The organism is Pseudovibrio sp. Ad46 (assembly GCF_001623065.1).
In the GTDB taxonomy this organism is placed as follows: Bacteria; Pseudomonadota; Alphaproteobacteria; order Rhizobiales; family Stappiaceae; genus Pseudovibrio.
Genome location: NZ_LMCG01000071.1, coordinates 87,289 through 109,294, shown reverse-complemented (window position 1 = coordinate 109,294; position 22,006 = coordinate 87,289). Strand labels below are relative to the sequence as shown.

At 52.0% G+C, this 22,006-nt stretch carries 18 protein-coding genes; 17 read left to right on the top strand and 1 reads right to left on the bottom strand.

All coding sequences use genetic code 11. The features are described from left to right. Positions 1-11: 11 nt before the first annotated feature. From nuoH to dnaE, 16 genes are all read left to right on the top strand, one after another. Positions 12-1,085: an NADH-quinone oxidoreductase subunit NuoH gene (nuoH, locus tag PsAD46_RS19005; protein ID WP_057465607.1), complete on the top strand. Its 1,074-nt coding sequence runs from the start codon at positions 12-14 to the stop codon at positions 1,083-1,085. After that, positions 1,082-1,318 (top strand): hypothetical protein, encoded by a 237-nt coding sequence (locus PsAD46_RS19000; RefSeq protein WP_057465606.1) that lies wholly within the window; start codon positions 1,082-1,084, stop codon positions 1,316-1,318. The genes nuoH and PsAD46_RS19000 overlap by 4 nt, the downstream gene beginning before the upstream one ends. A gap of 122 nt (positions 1,319-1,440) precedes the next feature. Then, positions 1,441-1,929 (top strand): NADH-quinone oxidoreductase subunit NuoI, encoded by a 489-nt coding sequence (gene nuoI, locus PsAD46_RS18995; protein ID WP_063289018.1) that lies wholly within the window; start codon positions 1,441-1,443, stop codon positions 1,927-1,929. A gap of 76 nt (positions 1,930-2,005) precedes the next feature. Beyond that, entirely contained in the window at positions 2,006-2,620 is a 615-nt protein-coding gene (locus tag PsAD46_RS18990; protein WP_057465604.1) for an NADH-quinone oxidoreductase subunit J, read from the top strand. 112 nt (positions 2,621-2,732) lie between these two features. Next, complete coding sequence (nuoK, locus tag PsAD46_RS18985; RefSeq protein ID WP_057465603.1) at positions 2,733-3,041, top strand: NADH-quinone oxidoreductase subunit NuoK; 309 nt, start codon at positions 2,733-2,735, stop codon at positions 3,039-3,041. A gap of 7 nt (positions 3,042-3,048) precedes the next feature. After that, complete coding sequence (gene nuoL, locus PsAD46_RS18980; RefSeq protein ID WP_057465602.1) at positions 3,049-5,028, top strand: NADH-quinone oxidoreductase subunit L; 1,980 nt, start codon at positions 3,049-3,051, stop codon at positions 5,026-5,028. Further along, entirely contained in the window at positions 5,028-6,554 is a 1,527-nt protein-coding gene (locus tag PsAD46_RS18975) for an NADH-quinone oxidoreductase subunit M (RefSeq protein ID WP_057465601.1), read from the top strand. The genes nuoL and PsAD46_RS18975 overlap by 1 nt, the downstream gene beginning before the upstream one ends. 17 nt (positions 6,555-6,571) lie before the next feature. After that, positions 6,572-8,014: an NADH-quinone oxidoreductase subunit NuoN gene (gene nuoN, locus PsAD46_RS18970; RefSeq protein ID WP_057465600.1), complete on the top strand. Its 1,443-nt coding sequence runs from the start codon at positions 6,572-6,574 to the stop codon at positions 8,012-8,014. A gap of 42 nt (positions 8,015-8,056) precedes the next feature. Continuing rightward, positions 8,057-8,797 carry a biotin--[acetyl-CoA-carboxylase] ligase gene (locus tag PsAD46_RS18965; RefSeq protein ID WP_208860436.1) on the top strand — a complete coding sequence of 247 codons (741 nt, stop codon included), beginning with the start codon at positions 8,057-8,059 and terminating at the stop codon, positions 8,795-8,797. A gap of 237 nt (positions 8,798-9,034) precedes the next feature. Next, positions 9,035-10,702, top strand: a complete 1,668-nt coding sequence (locus PsAD46_RS18960) for a ribonuclease J (protein ID WP_063307607.1) — start codon at positions 9,035-9,037, stop codon at positions 10,700-10,702. Between the two features lie 234 nt (positions 10,703-10,936). After that, positions 10,937-11,341 carry a methylmalonyl-CoA epimerase gene (mce, locus tag PsAD46_RS18955; protein ID WP_057465598.1) on the top strand — a complete coding sequence of 135 codons (405 nt, stop codon included), beginning with the start codon at positions 10,937-10,939 and terminating at the stop codon, positions 11,339-11,341. 155 nt (positions 11,342-11,496) lie between these two features. After that, entirely contained in the window at positions 11,497-11,775 is a 279-nt protein-coding gene (locus PsAD46_RS18950; RefSeq protein ID WP_057465597.1) for a DUF1467 family protein, read from the top strand. Between the two features lie 682 nt (positions 11,776-12,457). Continuing rightward, positions 12,458-13,783 carry a proline--tRNA ligase gene (gene proS, locus PsAD46_RS18945; protein WP_063307606.1) on the top strand — a complete coding sequence of 442 codons (1,326 nt, stop codon included), beginning with the start codon at positions 12,458-12,460 and terminating at the stop codon, positions 13,781-13,783. Between the two features lie 224 nt (positions 13,784-14,007). Next, entirely contained in the window at positions 14,008-15,231 is a 1,224-nt protein-coding gene (locus tag PsAD46_RS18940; protein ID WP_082597131.1) for a lipoprotein-releasing ABC transporter permease subunit, read from the top strand. Beyond that, entirely contained in the window at positions 15,231-15,962 is a 732-nt protein-coding gene (locus PsAD46_RS18935; RefSeq protein WP_063289363.1) for an ABC transporter ATP-binding protein, read from the top strand. The genes PsAD46_RS18940 and PsAD46_RS18935 overlap by 1 nt, the downstream gene beginning before the upstream one ends. 588 nt (positions 15,963-16,550) lie before the next feature. Next, positions 16,551-19,985, top strand: a complete 3,435-nt coding sequence (dnaE, locus tag PsAD46_RS18930) for a DNA polymerase III subunit alpha (RefSeq protein ID WP_063292460.1) — start codon at positions 16,551-16,553, stop codon at positions 19,983-19,985. A 105-nt stretch (positions 19,986-20,090) separates the two neighbouring features. Here dnaE and PsAD46_RS18925 read toward each other — a convergent pair whose 3' ends face one another. Then, entirely contained in the window at positions 20,091-20,777 is a 687-nt protein-coding gene (locus PsAD46_RS18925; RefSeq protein ID WP_063292461.1) for a hypothetical protein, read from the bottom strand. A 357-nt stretch (positions 20,778-21,134) separates the two neighbouring features. Between PsAD46_RS18925 and rpsB the strand changes: the two genes are divergently transcribed. After that, positions 21,135-21,932 (top strand): 30S ribosomal protein S2, encoded by a 798-nt coding sequence (gene rpsB, locus PsAD46_RS18920; protein WP_063307605.1) that lies wholly within the window; start codon positions 21,135-21,137, stop codon positions 21,930-21,932. Positions 21,933-22,006 lie beyond the last annotated feature (74 nt).

Genomic DNA, 22,006 nt, shown 5'->3' with positions numbered 1-22,006 from the left:
GGACGGTGAGCATGGAAGCTTTTTTCTGGGATTATGGCTGGCCGCTGATCATCATGCTCTTCCAGAGCGTGTTGTTGATGGTCGTGCTGCTGCTGATCGTTGCTTACATTCTATACGCTGACCGTAAGATCTGGGCTGCTGTCCAGATCCGTCGTGGTCCTAACGTTGTTGGCCCCTGGGGCTTGCTGCAGAGTTTTGCGGATCTTTTGAAATTTGTTTTGAAAGAGCCAGTGATCCCATCGGGATCTGATAAGTTCCTGTTTTTGTTTGCGCCGCTGATTACAGTGGTTCTCTCTCTCGCTGCATGGGTGGTTATGCCTGTTGCGGATGGCTGGGTGATTGCAAACATCAACGTCGGTATTTTGTATGTGTTCGCGATCAGCTCCCTTGGAGTTTACGGCGTGATCATCGGCGGTTGGGCTTCCAACTCCAAATACCCGTTCCTGTCAGCTCTGCGTTCTGCAGCTCAGATGGTTTCTTACGAAGTGTCTATCGGCTTCGTGATCGTGACTGTTCTGCTTTGCGTTGGTTCGTTGAACCTGACCGAGATCGTTTATGCGCAGCAGGCTCGCGGGCTTGCTCACGTGCTGGGCGTTCCATGGTTGTCCATCTTGAACTGGTATTGGTTGCCGCTGTTCCCGATGTTCGTGGTGTTCTTTGTTTCCGCACTTGCTGAAACAAACCGTCCGCCATTCGATCTGGCAGAAGCAGAATCTGAACTGGTTGCAGGCTTCATGGTTGAGTACGGCTCTACCCCTTACATGATGTTCATGTTGGGTGAGTATGTGGCGATCTCCTTGATGTGTGGTCTGATGACCATCCTGTTCATGGGTGGCTGGTTGCCTCCATTGGATATCGCACCATTCACATGGGTGCCTGGTATCGTCTGGTTCCTGCTCAAGTGTCTGTTGGTGTTCTTCTTCATCTCCATGGCCAAAGCAATGGTCCCACGGTATCGCTATGACCAGCTGATGCGCCTGGGTTGGAAAGTCTTCCTGCCGCTGTCACTGGCAATGGTGTTCATCGTGGCCTTCGTGCTGATGTTCATGGGCTGGACCCCGCCAGTGGGTGGGTTCGGAGCATGATTTCCATCGCCGGGTTAATCGGCGGTGTCATGGGAATTTACCTTGGATGGCTGAATTACCGTCTCCTTCTTGGATTTATGGAGGCAGCCATCAACAAAGGAAAAGAGCGCAACCCAGCTGAAAAAGGTTGGGTTGAGCTGGCGGAACCGACGATCCGCAAAGTCATTTTTACCCTGACGATAATCGGGATTCCGATTATCGGATATCTCGCCGGAGCTAGCATTGCTCCTTAATTCGAGAGGAAAGGGTAACGAGAACCTAGTATGACTTCTTGGAAGTGCTCCTACGTTCTCTTGGATTGTAATCGATCTTTCATGCCGGTGGTATGTTCGATCAAGAAAGGGCTGTAAAGGCTATGGGACTGGGACAGGCCGCAAAGTCGTTGCTTTTGAAGGAGTTCGTATCGGCGTTTTTTCTTGCCATGCGTTATTTCTTCAAGCCAAAGCCGACGATTAACTATCCCTTTGAGAAGGGTGCTGTAAGCCCGCGTTTTCGCGGTGAACACGCCTTGCGCCGGTATCCGAATGGAGAAGAGCGCTGCATTGCTTGTAAGCTGTGTGAAGCGATCTGCCCTGCGCAGGCCATTACGATTGAAGCTGGACCTCGTCGTAATGACGGGACACGCCGTACCACTCGCTACGACATTGACATGACCAAATGCATTTACTGCGGGTTCTGTCAGGAAGCGTGTCCGGTGGATGCGATCGTGGAAGGCCCGAACTTTGAATTTGCGACCGAGACGCGGGAAGAGCTGTTCTACGACAAGGACAAGCTGCTTGCGAATGGGGAGCGTTGGGAGCGTGAGATCGCTCACAATATCGAATTGGATGCTCCGTACCGTTAAGGTAACGGGAGTGGATTGTGTCCGGTTGGGGCTTTGCACTGACCGGGCGAGACAATAGGACAAAGGCAACCTAAAAATGGTTTTGCAGGCCCTGTTTTTCTATCTGTTTGCCGCACTTGCGGTGGCCTCTGCCTTCATGGTGATTGCTTCTCGCAATCCGGTTCACTCAGTGCTGTTCCTCATCCTGTGCTTCTTTAATGCAGCCGGGTTGTTTGTACTGATTGGTGCCGAGTATCTGGCGATGCTTCTGGTTGTTGTCTACGTGGGTGCGGTCATGGTGCTGTTCCTGTTCGTGGTCATGATGCTGGATGTTGACTTTGCCGAAATGCGTCAGGGGTTCTTGCAGTATTTGCCAATCGGCGCGCTGATTGGTGCAATTCTGCTGGCTGAACTTTTGATGGTTGCCAGTGGCTGGTACATCGCTCCTGGCATGTTAGGTGAAGGGTCCGCCCCGACACCTCCTGTTGAGCAGACACAAAATATCGCCGCTATCGGTGAATTGCTTTACACCCGCTACATTTACTGGTTCCAGGTTTCTGGTCTGGTGCTGCTGGTTGCAATGATCGGTGCGATTGTATTGACCCTCCGCCATAAGCCGGGCGTACGCCGTCAGAACATCTCTGAGCAGGTTGCCCGTCGTCCTGAAACTTCGATCGAAGTGGTCAAAGTTGAAAGAGGCAAGGGGTTGTAAGACGCGTTTGTAACGGGTCTTCATCACTAATTCGTGCCGGAGAAAAGGCCTTCCTCCTGAAGGTTCCTTCTCCGGAATTTGAATAGAACACGGGGAGCACTGAGAGGCGCCCATGGAAATTGGCATAGCGCACTATCTCGGGGTCGCAGCGATCCTATTCACCATCGGGATCTTTGGCATCTTTCTCAACCGAAAGAACGTCATCGTGATCCTGATGTCTATCGAGCTCTTATTGCTCGCAGTTAATATCAACCTGGTGGCATTTTCCTACTTCATGCAGGACATGGTTGGTCAGATCTTTGCGCTCCTGGTCCTTACCGTTGCAGCAGCAGAGGCGGCCATTGGTCTTGCTATTCTGGTTGTTTACTTCCGTAACCGCGGCTCTATTGCCGTGGAAGACATCAATATGATGAAAGGCTGAGGGGCGGATGTTTTCAGCAATCGTTTTTCTGCCGTTGCTTGGCTTCCTGATTGTCGGAATGTTCGGCAATCGGCTTGGGGTCAAAGCCAGCGAGTACATCACCAGCGGCTTCATGATTGTCGCAGCCCTTTTGTCATGGGTGGTGTTTTTTCAATACGGCCTTGGGTCGGAGAGCACGCAGATTGTGACAATTTTCCGCTGGATCACCTCTGGGGATCTATCGGTTAACTGGACAATTCGTGTTGATACACTCACCGCAGTGATGCTGGTGGTTGTGAACTCCGTTTCCTGTCTGGTTCACATTTACTCTATCGGGTACATGCACCACGATCCGCATCGTCCGCGGTTCTTTGCATACCTTTCCTTCTTTACCTTCTCAATGTTGGCACTGGTCACCTCTGATGACTTGCTGCAAATGTTCTTTGGTTGGGAAGGCGTTGGTCTGGCATCCTATCTGTTGATCGGGTTCTGGTACAAGAAACCTTCTGCCAATGCGGCTGCGATGAAAGCATTCATCGTCAACCGTGTGGGTGATTTTGGTTTCGCTCTGGGTATCTTCGGTGTTTTCTACCTGTACGGTTCCATCGACTTCGCAACGATTTTCAGCAGCGGTCCTTCTCTTCTTGAGAATAAAGAGCCAGTCCTGAACTTCCTTGGTTATGAGTTGATGCCTGAAGCGGCGCTGACAGTTGTCTGTCTGCTGCTCTTCATGGGTGCCATGGGTAAATCAGCTCAGTTCCTGCTTCACACCTGGTTGCCGGATGCGATGGAAGGCCCAACGCCTGTTTCCGCGCTAATCCACGCTGCGACCATGGTGACGGCTGGTGTGTTCATGGTTGCGCGTCTTGCGCCAATCTTTGAACTTGCGCCAACGGCCCTGACTGTTGTGACCTTCTTTGGTGCGACGACTGCCTTCTTTGCAGCGACCATTGGCTGTGTGCAGAACGATATCAAGCGCGTGATTGCCTATTCCACCTGTTCTCAGTTGGGGTACATGTTCGTGGCGCTGGGTGTTGGTGCATTCGGTGTTGGTATCTTCCACCTGTTCACACACGCGTTCTTTAAAGCGCTGCTGTTCTTATGCGCTGGCTCCGTTATTCACTCTGTGTCTGACGAGCAGGACATGCGTAAAATGGGTGGTCTGCGTAAGCACATTCCATGGACCTACTGGACCATGATGATTGGTACGCTGGCACTGACTGGTTTCGGTATTCCGTTTACCTACATCGGTACAGCTGGCTTCATCTCCAAAGATGCGATCATTGAAGCTGCTTATGTTGGTCACAACATGTTTGCGTCCTATGCCTTCTGGGCAACGGTGCTTGCAGCTGCGCTGACCAGTTTCTACAGCTGGCGTTTGGTGTTCATGACCTTCCACGGCAAGACTCGAGCTTCTGTTGATGTGATGAAACACATCCATGAGAGCCCATGGGTTATGCTTGTACCGCTGCTGTTGCTTGCACTTGGTGCTGCTTTTGCCGGTATGGTGTTCAAGGATGCCTTTATTGGTGCTGACTATCTCAGCTTCTGGAAGAATGTCTTTGGCGGTACGAACAGTGAGCTCGCAGTCATTGAAGAAATGCATCACGTCCATTGGCTCGTGAAGCTTTCCCCATGGCTCGCAATGGCTGGCGGTTTCATCATCGCTTACCTCTTCTACATCGCTAAACCAGACATGCCGAAGGCTCTGGCAGAGCGTCATAAGCCTCTGTACCTATTCCTCCTGAACAAGTGGTACTTCGATGAGCTTTATGACTTCCTGTTCGTAAAACCTTCCCTGGCTCTTGGCCGCTTCCTGTGGAAGCGCGGTGACGGCACTGTGATTGACGGACTTGGTCCTGACGGTGTTGCTTCACGCGTTCAGCAGGTTACCGGTTGGGTTGTTCGCCTGCAGTCTGGCTACATCTATCACTACGCATTCGCCATGTTGATCGGGGTTGCCTTCTTCGTGACCCTGGCCATGTTCTCCGGTGGGGGAGTTCATTAATGAACGACTGGTCCATCCTTTCCATCACAACATTTCTCCCACTGGTCGGTGTGTTCTTCATCCTGCTGGTGCGGGGAGATGACCCAGATGCGAAAACGAATATTCGGCGTGTTGCGCTGATTACGACGAGTTTCACATTTATCGTCTCCTTGTTCATCTGGGGCGGGTTCACCAATGAGAACCCTGGCTTTCAGATGGTGGAGAAGCACAACTGGTTTGGTGACACCTTCACCTACCACATGGGCGTTGACGGCATTTCCATGCTGTTCGTGATCCTGACTACTTTCCTTATGCCGCTGTGTATTCTGGCGAGCTGGGAAAGCATTCAAACCCGCGTCAAGGAATACATGATCGCTTTCCTCGTACTGGAAACACTGATGATCGGTGTGTTCTGTTCGCTGGATCTGGTTCTGTTCTACGTGTTCTTTGAAGCTGGCCTTATTCCGATGTTCCTGATCATCGGTGTTTGGGGTGGTCCGCGCCGCGTTTATGCAAGCTACAAGTTCTTCCTGTACACCTTGCTCGGCTCCGTGCTGATGCTGGCGGCTATCATGGCCATGTACTGGCAGGCTGGTACGCTGGATATTCCAACTCTGCTTAATGAGAGCGAATTCCCGGCTGCGATGCAGACGTGGTTGTGGCTGGCCTTCTTCGCAAGCTTTGCAGTGAAGATGCCAATGTGGCCTGTTCACACCTGGTTGCCAGATGCTCACGTGGAAGCGCCGACGGCTGGTTCTGTTGTTCTGGCTGCGATCCTGCTGAAGATGGGTGGTTATGGGTTCCTTCGGTTCTCATTGCCAATGTTCCCAATCGCCAGTGATATGTTCGCACCGTTCATCTTTACACTGTCTGTCGTTGCGATCATCTACACCTCACTGGTGGCGCTGGCACAGGAAGACATCAAGAAGCTGATTGCCTACTCATCCGTTGCTCATATGGGCTTCGTGACCATGGGTATCTTCTCTGCCAACGCGCAGGGTATCGAAGGCGCGATCTTCATGATGTTGGCTCACGGTCTGATCTCTGGCGCACTGTTCCTGTGTGTTGGTGTGATTTATGACCGGATGCACACCCGTCAGATTACGGCTTATGGTGGTCTCGTGAACAACATGCCTCGTTATGCGGTGGCGTTCATGATCTTCACCATGGCAAACGTTGGTCTGCCAGGTACAGCTGGCTTTGTGGGTGAATTCCTGACTATGATTGGTGTGTTCCAGGTGAACACGTGGGTGGCGTTCTTCGCTGCGACTGGTGTGATCCTATCTGCTGCTTACGCTCTGTTCCTTTACCGCCGCGTCGTGTTTGGTGCGCTGGAGAAGGAAAGCCTCAAGTCCATGCTGGACCTGACAGGCCGTGAGAAGCTGATCCTCGCTCCGCTGATCATTTTGACTATCTTCTTCGGGTTCTACCCAGCAGCAGTGCTGGATGTGACGTCCGCGTCCGTTGGTGCCCTTATCGAAAACTACAATGCCGCGCTTGATGCAGGGGGTCTTGCCCATGCAGCCGCTGCAGTGTCTAGCCATTAACAGGGGACCGTGCACTCATGAATGCTGAGCTTCTAGCTATTCCTGATCTAATGCCGGTATTGCCCGAGATCCTTCTGGTTCTCGGCGCAATGGTCCTGCTGATGGTTGGAGCTTTTGGTGGAGAGAAATCCACTCCGCTGGTAACGGGTATCTGTGTTGCGTTGCTCACTGTTGCGGGTCTAATCCTGCTGGTGAGCCCGCATTACGGCACAACATTTGACGGCGCATTCGTACAGGACGCGTTCTCCCAGTATATGAAAATACTGGTGCTGATCGGGTCCGGCTTTGCGATTGCGATGTCCGTTGCTTATGCACGTTCTCAGAACTTTGACCGCTTTGAATACCCGATCCTCATCGTGATCGCGACCGTTGGTATGATGCTGATGCTTTCAGCCAACGATCTGATCTCCATGTATCTGGGTGTTGAGCTGCAGTCTCTGGCGCTTTACGTGGTGGCTGCGATTAACCGTGACTCTGTTCGCTCTACTGAGGCTGGCCTGAAGTACTTCGTCCTTGGTGCGTTGTCTTCCGGTATGCTGCTTTACGGTATGTCCTTCATCTACGGCTTTACCGGCCACACTGACTTTACTGGCATCGCGGCGGCTCTGACAGACGATCGTGCATCCCTTGGTCTGGTGTTCGGTATCGTGTTCATGCTGGCAGGTATTGCCTTCAAGATCTCTGCGGTTCCATTCCATATGTGGACCCCGGACGTTTATGAGGGTGCACCAACACCGGTTACTGCGTTCTTTGCAGCAGCGCCTAAAATTGCTGCGTTCGGTATGCTGATCCGTGTGCTGGTTGAGCCTTTGGGCAATGTGACCACGGACTGGCAGCAGATCGTTGTGTTCATTGCTATCGCGTCTATGGGTCTTGGTGCCTTTGCTGCGATTGGTCAGAAGAACATCAAACGTCTGATGGCATACTCTTCCATTGGTAACATGGGTTACGCTCTGGTTGGTCTGGCAGCTGGTACTGAAGCTGGTGTCCACGGTCTGATCGTGTTCATGACTGCTTACCTTGCGATGACACTGGGTGCGTTTGCATGCATTCTGTCGATGCGCCGCAAGGAAGGTATGGTTGAAGAGATCTCCGATCTTGCTGGTCTTTCCAAGACCAACCTGCCAATGGCAGTGTTGCTTGCAGTGATCATGTTCTCCCTGACCGGTCTGCCACCACTCATTGGCTTCTTTGGTAAGTTCTACGTGTTCATCGCTGCGATGGATGCAGGTCTTGCTCCATTGGTCGTGATTGGTCTGGTGACCAGCGTTGTGGCTGCTTACTATTACCTGCGTGTGATCAAGGTCATGTTCTTTGATGATGCAACTGGCGAGTTCCTGCCAATGTCTGGTGAAATGAAAATTGTGCTTGGTCTTTCCAGCGCAGTTGTCGGACTGTTCTTCATCATGCCGGAACCAATTATGAATGCGGCTGCCAATGCGGCTGGCGTTCTGTTCTAGTTTCCTATGATGAACCTTGGACAATTAAAAGACGAAGGCCCGGTGCGATCTGCACCGGGCTTTTGTTTTGAGTACTACGACCAGATCGGGTCCACCAACACCCACGGCCTGCACAAGGCACGGGAAGGGCATCCGGGTAATCTGTGGGTCCGCTCCGATATTCAACTGAGCGGGCGCGGACGTCGTGGACGGGCGTGGACTTCGGAGACCGGCAATCTGTTTGCCTCAGTGTTGCTGCGGGTGGGTGTACAGAACGAGAAGATCGTTCAGCTGCCCTTTGTAGCTGCTCTTGCTCTTGGAGAGGCCATTGAACGGGCAACAGGTGCGCACAATCTGGTGCAGCTGAAGTGGCCGAATGATGTGCTCATCGACGGACAAAAAGTCTCTGGCATATTGCTTGAGAGCGAAAGTGGGCCTAATGGTGAGCTGTGCCTTGTGTGCGGTTTTGGCGTCAACGTGTCTCATCACCCGGATCTGGGTGATTATGCTGTTACAGATTTACGCAGCATGGGATACATGTGTGAGCCGCAACAGGTCTTTGACGCTCTTGCGCAAAGTTTTGCACGATGGCTGGAAACGTGGAAAGCTGCCAGTGGGTTTGAAGAGATCAGATCTGCATGGCTGCGACGCGCCGTGGGGCGCGGGAAACCGATCCGTGTCCGCCTGAGCAATGAAGAGTTTTCCGGTGTCTTTATGGACATCGACCAAATGGGCCGCCTGATCGTCAAGATGGATCATGGTGGCGAGCGGCTGGTGACAGCCGGAGATGTTTTCTTTTCCTGAAGACGTGCAAAGCGTGTTCTGCTGGCTTTTTGAATACTAAGGCCACACGTCTGTCAGGACATAGAGCAAGTTGCGTTCATTAGCATTCACGCATCTCGCTTTTAGTTCTTTTGTTTGAGCTAGTTCTTGTCGCTTGATTGTTCCCAATCAAACGGAACGCGCTCTAGAGTTTATACGCATATTCTCATTCCGGGAACCGGAACCATTTATTGGGGATATGCTTTGAAGGAGTCTTAGATGTCGAGCACTCAAGAGCTCGTATTCCTGCCTTTGGGCGGTGTTGGCGAAATTGGAATGAATCTTGGTCTTTATGGATATGGACCTGAGGACGACCGTCGCTGGCTGATTGTTGATTTTGGTGTCTCATTTGCCGGACCGGAATTACCGGGTGTGGACCTTGTTCTGCCAGATATTCGTTTTCTGGAAGAAGAGCGTTCTCGCATTGATGGCATCGTCATCACGCATGCTCACGAAGATCATTACGGCGCATTGTCCTATCTGTGGAAGCGGCTGGAACTACCGGTTTACGCGACCGAGTTTACTGCTCGCCTTCTGGAAGCCAAGCTGATTGGCGATGGTGCGGATTATGAAATCCCGGTGACCGTTGTTAATCAGGGAGATCGTTTCAAAGCCGGTGTCTTTGATATTGAGATGGTGACTATGACCCACTCGATCCCGGAGCCGTGTGCTCTGGCTATTCGTATTGGCGGTCAGCTGGTGTTGCATTCCGGTGACTGGAAGATCGATCTGACACCGGGTATTGGTAAGGCGATCGACCTTCAGCGTTTGCGTGAACTGGGAGATGAAGGCGTGGATGTCTTTGTCTGTGACAGCACCAATGCAGTCCGTGACGGGGTCAGCCCGAGTGAAGCGGATGTTAAGGAAGAGCTGACACGGATTATCAAAGAGGCACCGAACCGCGTTGCTGTGACCACGTTTGCCTCCAACGTTGCGCGTATGCGCGCGGTTGCAGAAGCGGCAATGGCGGCAGAGCGTGAGATTGTTGTGATTGGCCGGAGCATGCAGCGCACCGTCGAGATTGCGCGTGATCTGGGCTATCTTGATGGATTGGCGCCATTTCGTGATGAAGAGACCTATGGATCTTTGCCGCGTGATAAGGTTGTTGCTCTTTGCACTGGTTCGCAAGGCGAAGCGCGCGCTGCGATGGCCCGTATTGCAGGTGATCAGCACCGTCAGGTCGCGCTGTCTGCTGGTGATATGGTTATCTTCTCCAGTCGTACTATTCCCGGTAATGAAAAGGCTGTTTCCAACATCATCAACCAGCTGACCCACGAAGGGTTGAAAGTGGTAACAGACCGTGATGCGCTGGTGCATGTATCCGGCCACCCGCGTCGTGGTGAGCTGGATCAGGTTTACAATCTTGTGCGCCCGAAGAAGGTTTTGCCTGTTCACGGTGAGCCGCTGCACCTGCAGTGTCATAAGGACTTTGCGATCAGTAAAGGCGTGAAGGACGTTAAGATCATCCGTGATGGCGACATGGTGCGCCTACATCCGGGTGGGCTTGAGGTTATTGATGAAGCACCTGCCGGTATTCTGGTTCGCGATGGCCATTTGATTGCAGCGCCTGAGGAAACTGGTGTTCAGGAACGCCGGAAGCTTTCTTATGGCGGCTGCGTGACGGTCTCTCTGATCGTGGATGGTCGCGGAGAGTTGCTTGGCGACATCGATGTGGTTCTGTTCGGGATGCCGGATGAAACTGAAAACGGGACACCGTTTGAGGATGCCGTTCGTGATGCCGTTTATGGTGCTGTGATTTCCATTCCAAAGAGCCGCCGCCGTGATGTGGAACTGGTGCGTGAAGCCGCCAGGCGGGCAGGGCGCTATGCTGTTGTAGAGCACTGGGGCAAGAAACCTCTTTGTAAGGCATTGGTGCAACGCGTCTGATCCTCAGACACATTTTTCGAGATAATCAAAGGCCGCAAATGAGCATATCATCTGCGGCCTTTGACTTTTGATCCAATGGACTTTGTGAATGAAATCTGTTCCTTAGAACTCATAGGCGTTCATCTGCAGATAGGTGCTGTGCTCTGACATTTTGTTTGGGCAGCTTCTTGTCATTTGATTGTGTGCAATCGAATGGAACGCGCTCTAGAACAAAGAGTTATTGGGAGGACCGTCATGATTGGACGATTGAACCACGTCGCGATTGCCGTTTTGGATATGGAAGAAGGCCTGAAGGTGTATCGTGATGCACTCGGCGGCATTGCCTCAGAAAAAGTGGCACAGCCGGATCATGGTGTTTCGACCGTGTTTATCGAGCTTCCAAACACGAAGATCGAACTGCTGGAGCCGCTTGGCGAGAATTCTCCGATCTCCAAGTTTCTGGAGCGTAACACGCAAGGTGGTATCCATCACATCTGTTATGAAGTTGATGACATTCTTGCAGCGCGCGATCAGCTGGTTGCTAACGGAGCCCGGATTCTGGGTGATGGTGAGCCGAAGATTGGTGCACATGGCAAGCCGGTACTGTTCTTGCACCCAAAAGACTTCCTTGGAACATTGACCGAGTTGGAACAGGCTTAAGTTTGACTTGAAAGACTTGTGGTTTGAGGAAACTGGAAGGCTTTCGGTCCGGGCCTAATTCTTGTAGGTAAAAACCTGTAGTGTGCTGGTTGCTTTGTGATACAACAGTAAGGTGACCAGCCGCAGAAAAACAAGAACGTTCCAGGAGCACATTTATGGCTACGCCGCTACTCGTTGCACTCTACTTTATGATGTGGTGGATTTTGTTCCTGGCCATTTTACCGTTTGGTGTTCGCACTCAGGCGGAAGAGGGCGAAGTGGTTCCGGGAACGACTGAAAGCGCGCCCAAAAATCCTCAGATGCTGAAGAAGGTGATCATCAACACGATTGTAACGACAATTGTGTTCGTTGCCTTCTATTGGTTCCTTGAGTCCGGCCTTGGCGCGCATCTGTTTCCACTTGTTGATCAATTAATGGGCAATGCTCCTTCCTGATTTTGGTTTTGCACATCAATTGTGTGGCGTAAAATCAGCGAGTTACAGAGCAAATCCATCAAGTGTCAAAAAAGCGATTCTCTGGAATCGCTTTTTTTTGCGTTTAGAGGGGGGTTGTTTGGGAGGCACTTGTCTCCGCTGTGTTCAGGTTCTGGTGAGTATGCCGATATGAGAAAACTGAATGCGGCATTCATAGAATTTCATGGAGTGAAACGGCAGAAAATGGCGAAAAAAAAGCAAGGCCGAAGCCTTGCTGTTAGAACGAGTTCCGCGTCTAAATGTTCTCTTTGCACTTGCGTAGAGTGCCGGCTGCAACCAAACGGGCGCCCGAGAACCTTCCTCCCAAGACTAAAGATCGCGATACCTTGCAACACCGCTTAAGGGTGTTGTTTTTGTTGTTGAACAGACACTAACGTAATCACATTAGTTTGTCATCATTTTGTATCAATTCGCCGCAATTTTTTGCTTGCCTAAAATTTTAGCTATAATTTTTCGGAGATTCCGTGAGTTGAACCCAAAGGTGTAGGCAAAAAGCTGCGTGTATGGGGAAATATGTCTTAGAAAATTGGCATATAGCCATGTTGGCAGTTACAACAGGCGTTCTGCTTGCTAAGAAGACGTAGAAATGATGTTTGGTGGTGAGCCAAAGCTTGCGTGCCTTTAAACCTGAAGAGTTAAACTAATGCGTTTGTCCCGATATTTCCTGCCTATTTTGAAGGAAACTCCGAAAGAAGCCGAGATCGTATCGCACCGCCTGATGTTGCGTGCGGGTATGGTCTGTCAGCAGTCAGCCGGGATTTATGCATGGCTGCCGCTTGGCCACCGTGTGCTCAACAAGATTCAGCGTATTGTTGAAGAAGAGCAGAACCGCTCCGGTGCTGTGCAGCTGCTTATGCCAACCATTCAGCCAGCTGACCTGTGGCGCGAAAGTGGCCGCTATGATGCATACGGCAAAGAAATGCTGCGCATTGAAGACCGTCATGAACGGGAAATGCTCTTTGGTCCAACCAATGAAGAGATGATCACTGACATCTTCCGCAGCTATGTGCGCTCCTACAAGGACCTGCCGCTGAACCTTTATCACATACAGTGGAAGTTCCGCGATGAAGTGCGTCCTCGTTTCGGCGTGATGCGCGGTCGTGAGTTCCTGATGAAGGATGCTTATTCCTTCGACCTGGACAAAGAGCGGGCAACAGAAGCCTACCGCCGCATGTTTGTCGCTTATTTGCGCACCTTCGCCCGCATGGGTCTGACTGCAATTCCTATGAAGGCGGACACTGGCCCAATCGGCGGCGACCTGTCTCACGAGTTCATCGTGCTGGCGTCTACCGGTGAGAGCGAAGTGTTCCTTGATAAGGATATTCTTGGCCTGCCAACTCCGGCGGAAGACATTGATTTCAATGGTGACCTTTCCGGCATTATTGAGCAGTGGACCACGCCTTATGCTGCAACTGATGAGATGCATGACGAAGCTGCCTTTGAGGCTGTTGCAGAAGACAAGAAAGTTTCTGCACGCGGTATTGAAGTTGGCCACATCTTCTACTTCGGCACCAAATACTCCGAGCCTATGGGCGCGAAAGTGATGACTGCTGAAGGCAAGGAACAGCCTGTTCACATGGGTTCCTACGGCATTGGTGTGTCCCGCCTGCTGGGTGCGATCATTGAAGCGTGCCATGATGATGATGGCATTGTCTGGCCAAAAGAAGTTGCGCCGTTCCATGTTGGTTTGATCAACATGAAGGTTGGTTCTGAGTGCGATGACGTTTGTGAGAGCGTTTACGCGGAGCTGGAAAAGGCGGGCGTTGAGGTTCTTTATGATGACCGCAAGACCAGTGCAGGCCAGAAATTTGCAAGCATGGATCTAATTGGTCTGCCGTATCAGCTGGTTGTTGGCCCACGTGGTCTGAAGACTGGTGAAGTGGAAGTCAAAGACCGTGCAACTGGTGATCGCGAAATGTTGACCCCGGAAGCGGCTGTCAACAAACTGATTTCTGCCTTAAAAGGCTGATATCAGCGAAGCTTGGGGTAACTCAGTAGCTTCAATGGTATGCTAGGTGCCGGCGGCCTTTCTGCTGCCGGGCCTTTTTGCCAGAGCTTATGGCACTTGCTCTTCATGCTCCCTATATTCCACGGGGTAGTTGAACAGGCGGAAACGGAGAATAGTCTAGTATGACGGCAGAGATTCAGGCGGCTCATCCCGGAAAGAACCGGTGGTTTGCACCCTTTGAGTGGATGCTGGCAGGGCGTTATCTGCGCTCCAGACGCAAAGAAACTTTCATTTCAATTATTGCCGGTCTGTCCTTTTTGGGCATCACTTTGGGCGTTGCAACTCTGATTATCGTTATGGCGGTGATGAACGGGTTCCGCACGGAGCTGCTGACCAAAATTCTTGGCATCAACGGACATGTACTTGTGCAGCCCATAGATAGCCCGCTCAATGACTATGAGGCGACCTCGGTCAAACTGGCTGGCATTGACGGTGTTGATTTTGCTATGCCGTTTGTTGAAGGGCAGGCGATGATCTCCGGACCAAGCGCTGATCTGGGCGCTTTGTTCCGCGGTGTTCATAAGGCTGATCTTGATAAGCTGGATCTGGTGTCCGGGAATGTTCTGCTTGGAACGCTGGATGGGTTTGATGATGGCGAAGGTGTTGCCATTGGCTCCCGTCTTGCGCGTCAGCTGGGTGTTACTGTTGGTGATACGGTTCGCGTGATTACCCCGCGTGGCAGCATCACGCCGATGGGGATGACCCCGCGCGTGAAGGGTTATCCGGTTTCCGCGATCTTCCAGATTGGCATGAGCGAATATGATGGCACGATTGCCTTCATGCCGTTTAATGAAGCACAGCTGTACTTCAATAAGGAAGGCCTAGCGACGGGCATTGAGGTCTATGCTGATGACCCGGATGCTGTTGGTCCGCTGCGACCTGTCATTGAAGAAGAGGCCGGACGGCCTGTGTTCGTTTCTGACTGGCGCCAGCGCAATATGACGTTCTTCTCAGCGCTTGAGGTTGAGCGTAACGTGATGTTCCTGATCCTCACGCTGATTGTTCTTGTGGCCGCTTTGAATATCATTTCCGGCATGACCATGCTTGTGAAAGATAAGGGCCGTGATATCGCCGTGTTGCGCACGATGGGTGCAACTCGCGGCGCGGTGATGCGGATCTTCATCATCACGGGAGCCAGCATTGGAACCATTGGTACGTTTGCCGGGTTTATTCTGGGTACTGTGGTGTGCTGGAACATTGAGAGCATTCGTCAGGGGATTTCCTGGTTGACCTCGACCGAGCTGTTCTCGCCTGAGCTTTACTTCCTTTCAAAGCTGCCGGCTGAAATGAATCCAAGTGAGACGACCAGTGTTGTTATTATGGCTTTGGTATTGAGCCTGCTTGCTACGATTTATCCTGCCTGGCGCGCAGCCCGGCTCGATCCTGTTGAGGCTTTGCGCTACGAATGATGAATAAACCAACAAAACCGGTTGCTGGTGTTTCGCTTAAGGGTGAGGAACGCGTTCCTGTTCTGAGTTTGAAGAATGTTGTCCGCGGTTATGTCGAGGGCAACAGCAAACTGGAAATTCTGAAGGGCGCTGACCTTAACCTCTATGAGGGGGAAATGGTTGCGCTCGTGGCTCCCTCTGGCGCAGGTAAGTCTACGCTGATGCATCTGGCTGGCCTTTTGGAAATGCCGCAGAGCGGTGAGGTGCTGATTGGCGGGCGGGAATGTTCCAAGCTCAATGATGATGCGCGCACAGCCATTCGGCGGACTGAGGTGGGCTTTGTCTACCAGTTCCATCAGTTGCTGCCAGAGTTTACTGCGCTGGAAAACATTGCGTTGCCGCAGATGATTTGCGGACTGAAACGTCAGGATGCGGAAGAACGCGCACGCCAGCTGCTTTCTTACATGCGTCTATCTGAGCGAGAAACTCATCGTCCGGCGGAGCTTTCCGGTGGTGAGCAGCAGCGTGTTGCGATTGCGCGTGCGGTTGCAAATGCACCGCGAGTTCTGTTGGCAGACGAGCCAACGGGGAACCTTGATCCGAACACCTCGCAGTATGTGTTTGAGGCGCTGACCGCGCTGGTTCGTGCCTCCGGTGTGGCGGCCTTGCTGGCAACCCACAATCTGGAAATTGCAAAACAGATGGACCGACGGATTACACTGCGCGAAGGCAAGGTGGTCGAGCTTCCTTAAGTTGGAAATGAGAGTGCGTTCCATTGAGAATCAAATGCCAGCGACCTGTTCGCTGGCATTTTTGTTTTGAGGGGATGTTCTTGTTTTGATGTCTGTTCTTCTCTCTGTCTGAGTGCTCAAGCAAGGCTGGTGTTCCGCGATACTTACCTGCGGCGTTAACGCTGATAGATTCAGCAACTTGTTGAGTTACTGAGGGAAATACCTTGCTGTGTTTGAGCGGTGATGTTGGAGGAGGAATGCGTATACCACTCATTAACTATGAGTTTGATCCAGCCAAATTAAGGGTTGAAACAATGAGAACATTGATAGAACATAACGGATACAAATAGGGTTCAAATTAAGGGTGTTTGTTATGTCATTTGTACTTCGTGAAGCAGCAGCATTCGGTTCTATCGTTCTTTTTGCAAGCAGCTGCCTGATGTGGGGTGATGCGCTGACCCGGATGCTTCCTTAGAAAATACTGAGGAAGAGAGGTTGGGAAACTCGGGATAACCGGTGGTGCGATTTGCCAGGCAATTGCATTTTGCTTTTGGGTCCTCCAAATGAGGTGCTACTGTCGCACATACCTTGCGAACCAAAAGGCTCCAGATGTCATCTCCAGGTTTCGTCCATCTCCGTGTTCACTCGGCTTACTCTTTGCTGGAAGGGGCTCTCCCAATTGGAAAGCTGCTTGATCTGGCTTCCAAGGATGAGCAACCGGCGCTGGCCATTACTGACAGCGGGAACTTGTTTGGTGCGCTTGAGTTTTCTGAAAAAGCTTTTGGCGCGGGTATACAGCCTGTCATTGGTTGTCAGATATCAGTGACCTTTGACGATCAACCTGACGCGGTGGGAGATGAAGCCGTTAGCGATCTGGTTTTTCTCGCCGTGAATAAAGGGGGCTATGAGAACCTCATGGATCTTGTATCAAGAGCCTTTCTTGATACAGAGCCGGGACTCAAAGCCAATGTTCCCCTTTCTCGTGTGTTGGATAAATCCGATGGCCTGATTGTTCTGAGCGGTGCAAGTGATGGTCCTATTAACTCGCAACTGCGAGAGGGGCATGTTGATCTTGCCAAGTCTCGCCTAGAGGTTTTGCAATCCACATTTGGCGATCGTCTATATGTGGAGTTGCAGCGCCACAATATGAAAGGCGAGGAAGATGTTGAGCCTGCGCTCCTGAACCTTGCCTATGATCTGAATATTCCAATTGTTGCGACCAACGAGGCTTATTTCCCTAATCCGGATGATTATGAAGCGCATGATGCCTTGATCGCGATTTCCGAAGGTCGTGTTCTTGTCGAGACGGATCGCCGTCAGCTGACGCCAGATCATTGCTTCAAAACCCGTGAGCAGATGATGGAGCTGTTCTCCGATCTTCCGGAGGCGCTTGAGAACTCCGTGGTGATTGCACGGCGCTGTCATTACCGGCCATTGAAGCGAGATCCTATTCTGCCGCGCTTTGCTGGTGCGGATGCTGATGCTGGCGAAGCGGAGCGTGCTGAGGCGGAAGAGCTGACGCGGCAGGCGAAGGAAGGCTTGCAGGCGCGTCTCGATCTGCATGGTCTGGCACCCGACCTTGAAGAGAAAGATTACTGGGACCGTCTGGATTATGAGCTTGGCATCATTATCCGTATGAAGTTTCCTGGATACTTCCTGATCGTTGCGGACTTTATCAAGTGGGCGAAGAACGAGGACATTCCTGTGGGGCCGGGGCGTGGTTCTGGTGCGGGGTCGCTTGTTGCCTGGTCACTGACCATCACCGATCTTGACCCAATGCGGTTCTCATTGCTGTTCGAGCGCTTCCTGAATCCGGACCGCGTGTCCATGCCGGATTTCGACATCGACTTTTGCCAGAACCGTCGTGAAGAAGTGATCCGGTATGTACAGCGCAAGTATGGCCGCGAGCAGGTGGCACAAATCATCACCTATGGAACGTTGCAGGCCAAGGCGGTGTTGCGTGATGTGGGCCGTGTTCTGCAGATGCCATACGGTCAGGTGGACCGCCTAAGTAAACTGGTTCCCGGCAACCCGGCCAATCCGTGCACACTGCCAGAGGCATTGGAGCAGGAGCCGCGGCTGCGTGAAGCAGCCAAGCAGGAAGAAGTTGTCGACCGCCTGCTGAAGATGGCGCAGAAGCTGGAAGGACTTTATCGTCACGCGTCTACCCACGCAGCGGGTGTGGTGATTGGGGACCGTCCGCTGGAGCAGCTGGTGCCGCTTTACCGAGATCCTCGTTCTGACATGCCTGTTGCTCAGTTCAACATGAAGTGGGTTGAAGCAGCCGGTCTGGTCAAGTTTGACTTTTTGGGTCTGAAAACGCTGACAGTGATTGATACTGCGGTTTCGCACATCAAGAAGCGTGGCATTGAAGTTAAGATCGATGAAATACCGATTGATGACCCCGCGACCTATAAGCTTCTGGCTGCTGGTGAGACGGTTGGCGTGTTCCAGCTGGAAAGTCAGGGCATGCGCCGCGCCATTGCTGGTATGCGGCCTGACCGGTTTGAGGATATCATTGCTCTGGTGGCGCTCTATCGCCCGGGCCCGATGGACAATATCCCGATCTACAACGCGGTAAAACATGGCGAGCAGGAGCCTGATTATCTCCACCCGTTGCTGGAGCCAATTCTGACCGAGACAAACGGCATTATCGTTTATCAGGAACAGGTGATGCAGATTGCTCAGGTGCTGTCTGGTTACTCTCTTGGTGAAGCGGATTTGCTGCGCCGTGCGATGGGTAAGAAGATTGCGGCTGAAATGGAGATCCAGCGCGCCCGCTTTGTTGAGGGGGCGGTTGAGCAGAAGGTCGATAAAAATCAGGCCGGGATGATCTACGATCTGGTGGCCAAGTTCGCGAACTACGGTTTTAACAAATCCCATGCGGCTGCGTATGCGCTTGTGGCCTATCAAACTGCGTGGCTGAAAGCGAACTATCCGGTTGAGTTCCTTGCCGGCATCATGACGCTTGATCTGGGTAATACGGACAAGTTGAGTGACTTCCGTCAGGAAGCGGTGCGTATGGGCATCGAGGTCGTGCCACCCTCCGTCAATAAATCCGGTGTGCATTTTGGCGTGCTTGACGGCAAGATCGTTTACGCCATGGGTGCGATCAAAGGTGTGGGCGAGCAGGCGGTTGAACACATTGTTGACGTGCGTGGAGATGAACCGTTTAAGGATCTGGGTGACTTTGCAACGCGCATCAGTCCGAAGGTTCTTAATAAGCGCACAATCGAGAATCTCATTGCCGCTGGAGCCTTTGATGAACTTAATCCAAACCGTGCGCAGTTGCTTGACGGTCTGGATCGCATCATCGGCATGGCACAGCGGACGGAAGAGAATAAGACATCTGGTCAAAATGATTTCTTTGGCGGAGATAATGCGCCTGAGCCTTTGATCCTTAATCCGACGGATCCGTGGCTGCCATCCGAGCGGCTGCAAAAAGAATATGCGGCGGTCGGCTTTTACATTTCAGCCCATCCGCTCGATGAGTATCGCGAGCTGTTCACCAAGTTGCGTGTGCAGCTTTGGAAGGATTTTGAGCGCTCTGTGAAAGCTGGGTCTTCCGCGGGGAGGCTTGCGGGAACTGTCACGGCAAAGCAGGAGCGCAAAACCCGTACCGGCAACCAGATGGGCATCGTTCGTATTTCTGATCCGACCGGGCAGTATGAAGCGGTGATGTTCTCTGAGACGCTGAACCAATGCCGCGATTTGCTGGAGCCAGGGCAATCTGTTGTGCTGCTGGTGCAGGCAGATATGCGCGATGAGGAAGTCAGTGTTCGCATTTCACAGGTAGAGCCGCTGGAGAAAGTGGCGGGCAGGGTGCATCGAACCCTGCGGATTTTCCTCGGGTCCAGTGAACCGATCCAGAGCCTGCAGCGCCAACTCCGCCGCGGCGGTGATGGTGAAGTGAGCTGCGTTGTGCTGCTGGATAACGGTCAGCGCGAAGTGGAGGTCAAACTCCCCGGCAATTATCAGCTTTCACCGCAACTGTCTGGTGCGTTGAAAACCCTACCGGGCGTGATGGACGTCCAGATGTCCTAGGATGCTTCGGTATATGCAAAAAAGAACCCCGCGGAAGATGTTCGGCGGGGTTTTCTATTTTAGAGCATGTTGCGTTTATTGGTGTTCATGCCAGCTGCTCCGATACTAAAAGATTTTCTGTATGACCTGTTCAGCGCAGGAGTAACCAAGGTTTCTGGCGAAGCGGTCTACGCTCTTTTGTCCTTTCTCAGCCAGATCAGTTAAATCGGCATGATCAGTAACGTTGCAGGTTGAGGCAGCGAGGATTTTGCCATCCTTGGCAGAAACCAGGAGTGCGCGTCCGCGGTAGCGGTAAGCGAGATTTGCGAACCAGCCTGCGCCCTGCATTTCTGACTGATAGGTGACTGTTGATACATCCAAGTAATAACCAGAGTAACCGGTTTCTCTGGCGAGCTTTGTGAGAGCTTTTGCGCGTTTCTCCTCGCTGATGGTCGGTTTGCTATATGGGCCCTTGATCGTGCCCTTAAAGCGGAACTTGTGGGTGCTCTGCAGATATTTGGTCAACCGGTCGCGCATGGCGGTTTGTGGATCGTGTTTCGCTGCGGGAATGGAGGCCATCTCGCCATAGGCGCCAGAGGCTGCATTCATGGCTGTGGTCACAACAATACCCAGCAGACCATGCTGGATGCCATGGGTGTTGATGTGGCCTTCTCTCACATGTCGGTTTTTGATGGGCTTTACTGAGGATTTGGAGATCGTCTTTGCATCAATGTCCGAGAGCTTGACGGTTTTGGCGCAGCCACCCAATGTCAAAGCCACAAGTGCTGCTACTATCAGTTTGTTTGGTGCCATTTTAAAATGTGTCCGAATTGAGTCATTTTGTTGATGTTTTGTTAACTATAACTTTTCGGAATTACTAATATGTAATGCGCATACCCACAGTTTGGTTTGGTGTCTGGTTGCTGTGGTAGAGATGATAAAATTTGGAGTTGTGCAAACAGGGCTGGAGAGCATCTGTTTTACTAATTCGGGCCTATGTGTTGATCTTAATCCTTGAGTGCTTGATCTTCTTGAAAAGGGGTTCTATAAGCGCCCCATCCCGCACGCAGGGCGGGGTTTGTCCTTGTGGCGAGCTCCATCCGGTTAGAGAGTTGCACGGTTGTGCTGCCCTGCGGAGGATTAAACCGGAAAACTAAGGAGAATAAAGGCATGGCTTTGCCTGATTTTACTATGCGTCAGCTTCTTGAAGCAGGCGTCCACTTTGGTCACCAGAAGCACCGCTGGAACCCAAAGATGAACAACTACATCTTCGGTGTTCGCAACAACATTCACATTCTTGATCTTGGTCAGACAGTTCCGCTTCTGCACCAGGCTCTTAAAGCTGTGTCTGACACTGTTGCTGCTGGTGGTCGCGTGCTTTTGGTTGGTACCAAGCGCCAGGCTCAGGAAGCTGTTGCAGAAGCTGCTCGCAACTCTGCTCAGTACTACGTAAACGCTCGTTGGCTCGGCGGCATGCTGACCAACTGGAAGACGATCTCTCAGTCCATCCAGCGTCTGCGTAAAGTTGAAGAACTGCTCGACGGTGGTGATGCAAACCGCATGACCAAAAAAGAGCGTCTGTTCCTTGACCGTGAGCGTCAGAAGCTTGAGCGCAACCTTGGTGGTATTAAAGACATGGGCGGTATTCCCGACCTGATCTTTGTTATCGACACCAACCGCGAAGCTAACGCAATTCAGGAAGCTCGTCGTCTGGGCATTCCGGTTGCTGCGATCCTGGATTCCAACTGTGATCCAGATGGCATTACTTACCCTGTACCGGGTAACGATGATGCTGGTCGTGCAATTACTCTTTACACAGACCTGATCGCACGCGCTGCTATTGACGGCATCGCACGCGCATCCGGTTCTATGGGTATCGATCTCGGCGAATCTGAAGAACTCCTTGAAGAGCCTGTTCTTGCTGAAGAAGCTACTCCTGCAGCTGAAGCTGACAAGAGCGAAGGCTAAGGTTTTCTCTCGGGAAGCGCATTTATGCGCTTCCCCTCCAGTTTCTATGTGATTTTTCGTCTGTTTTTACTGCG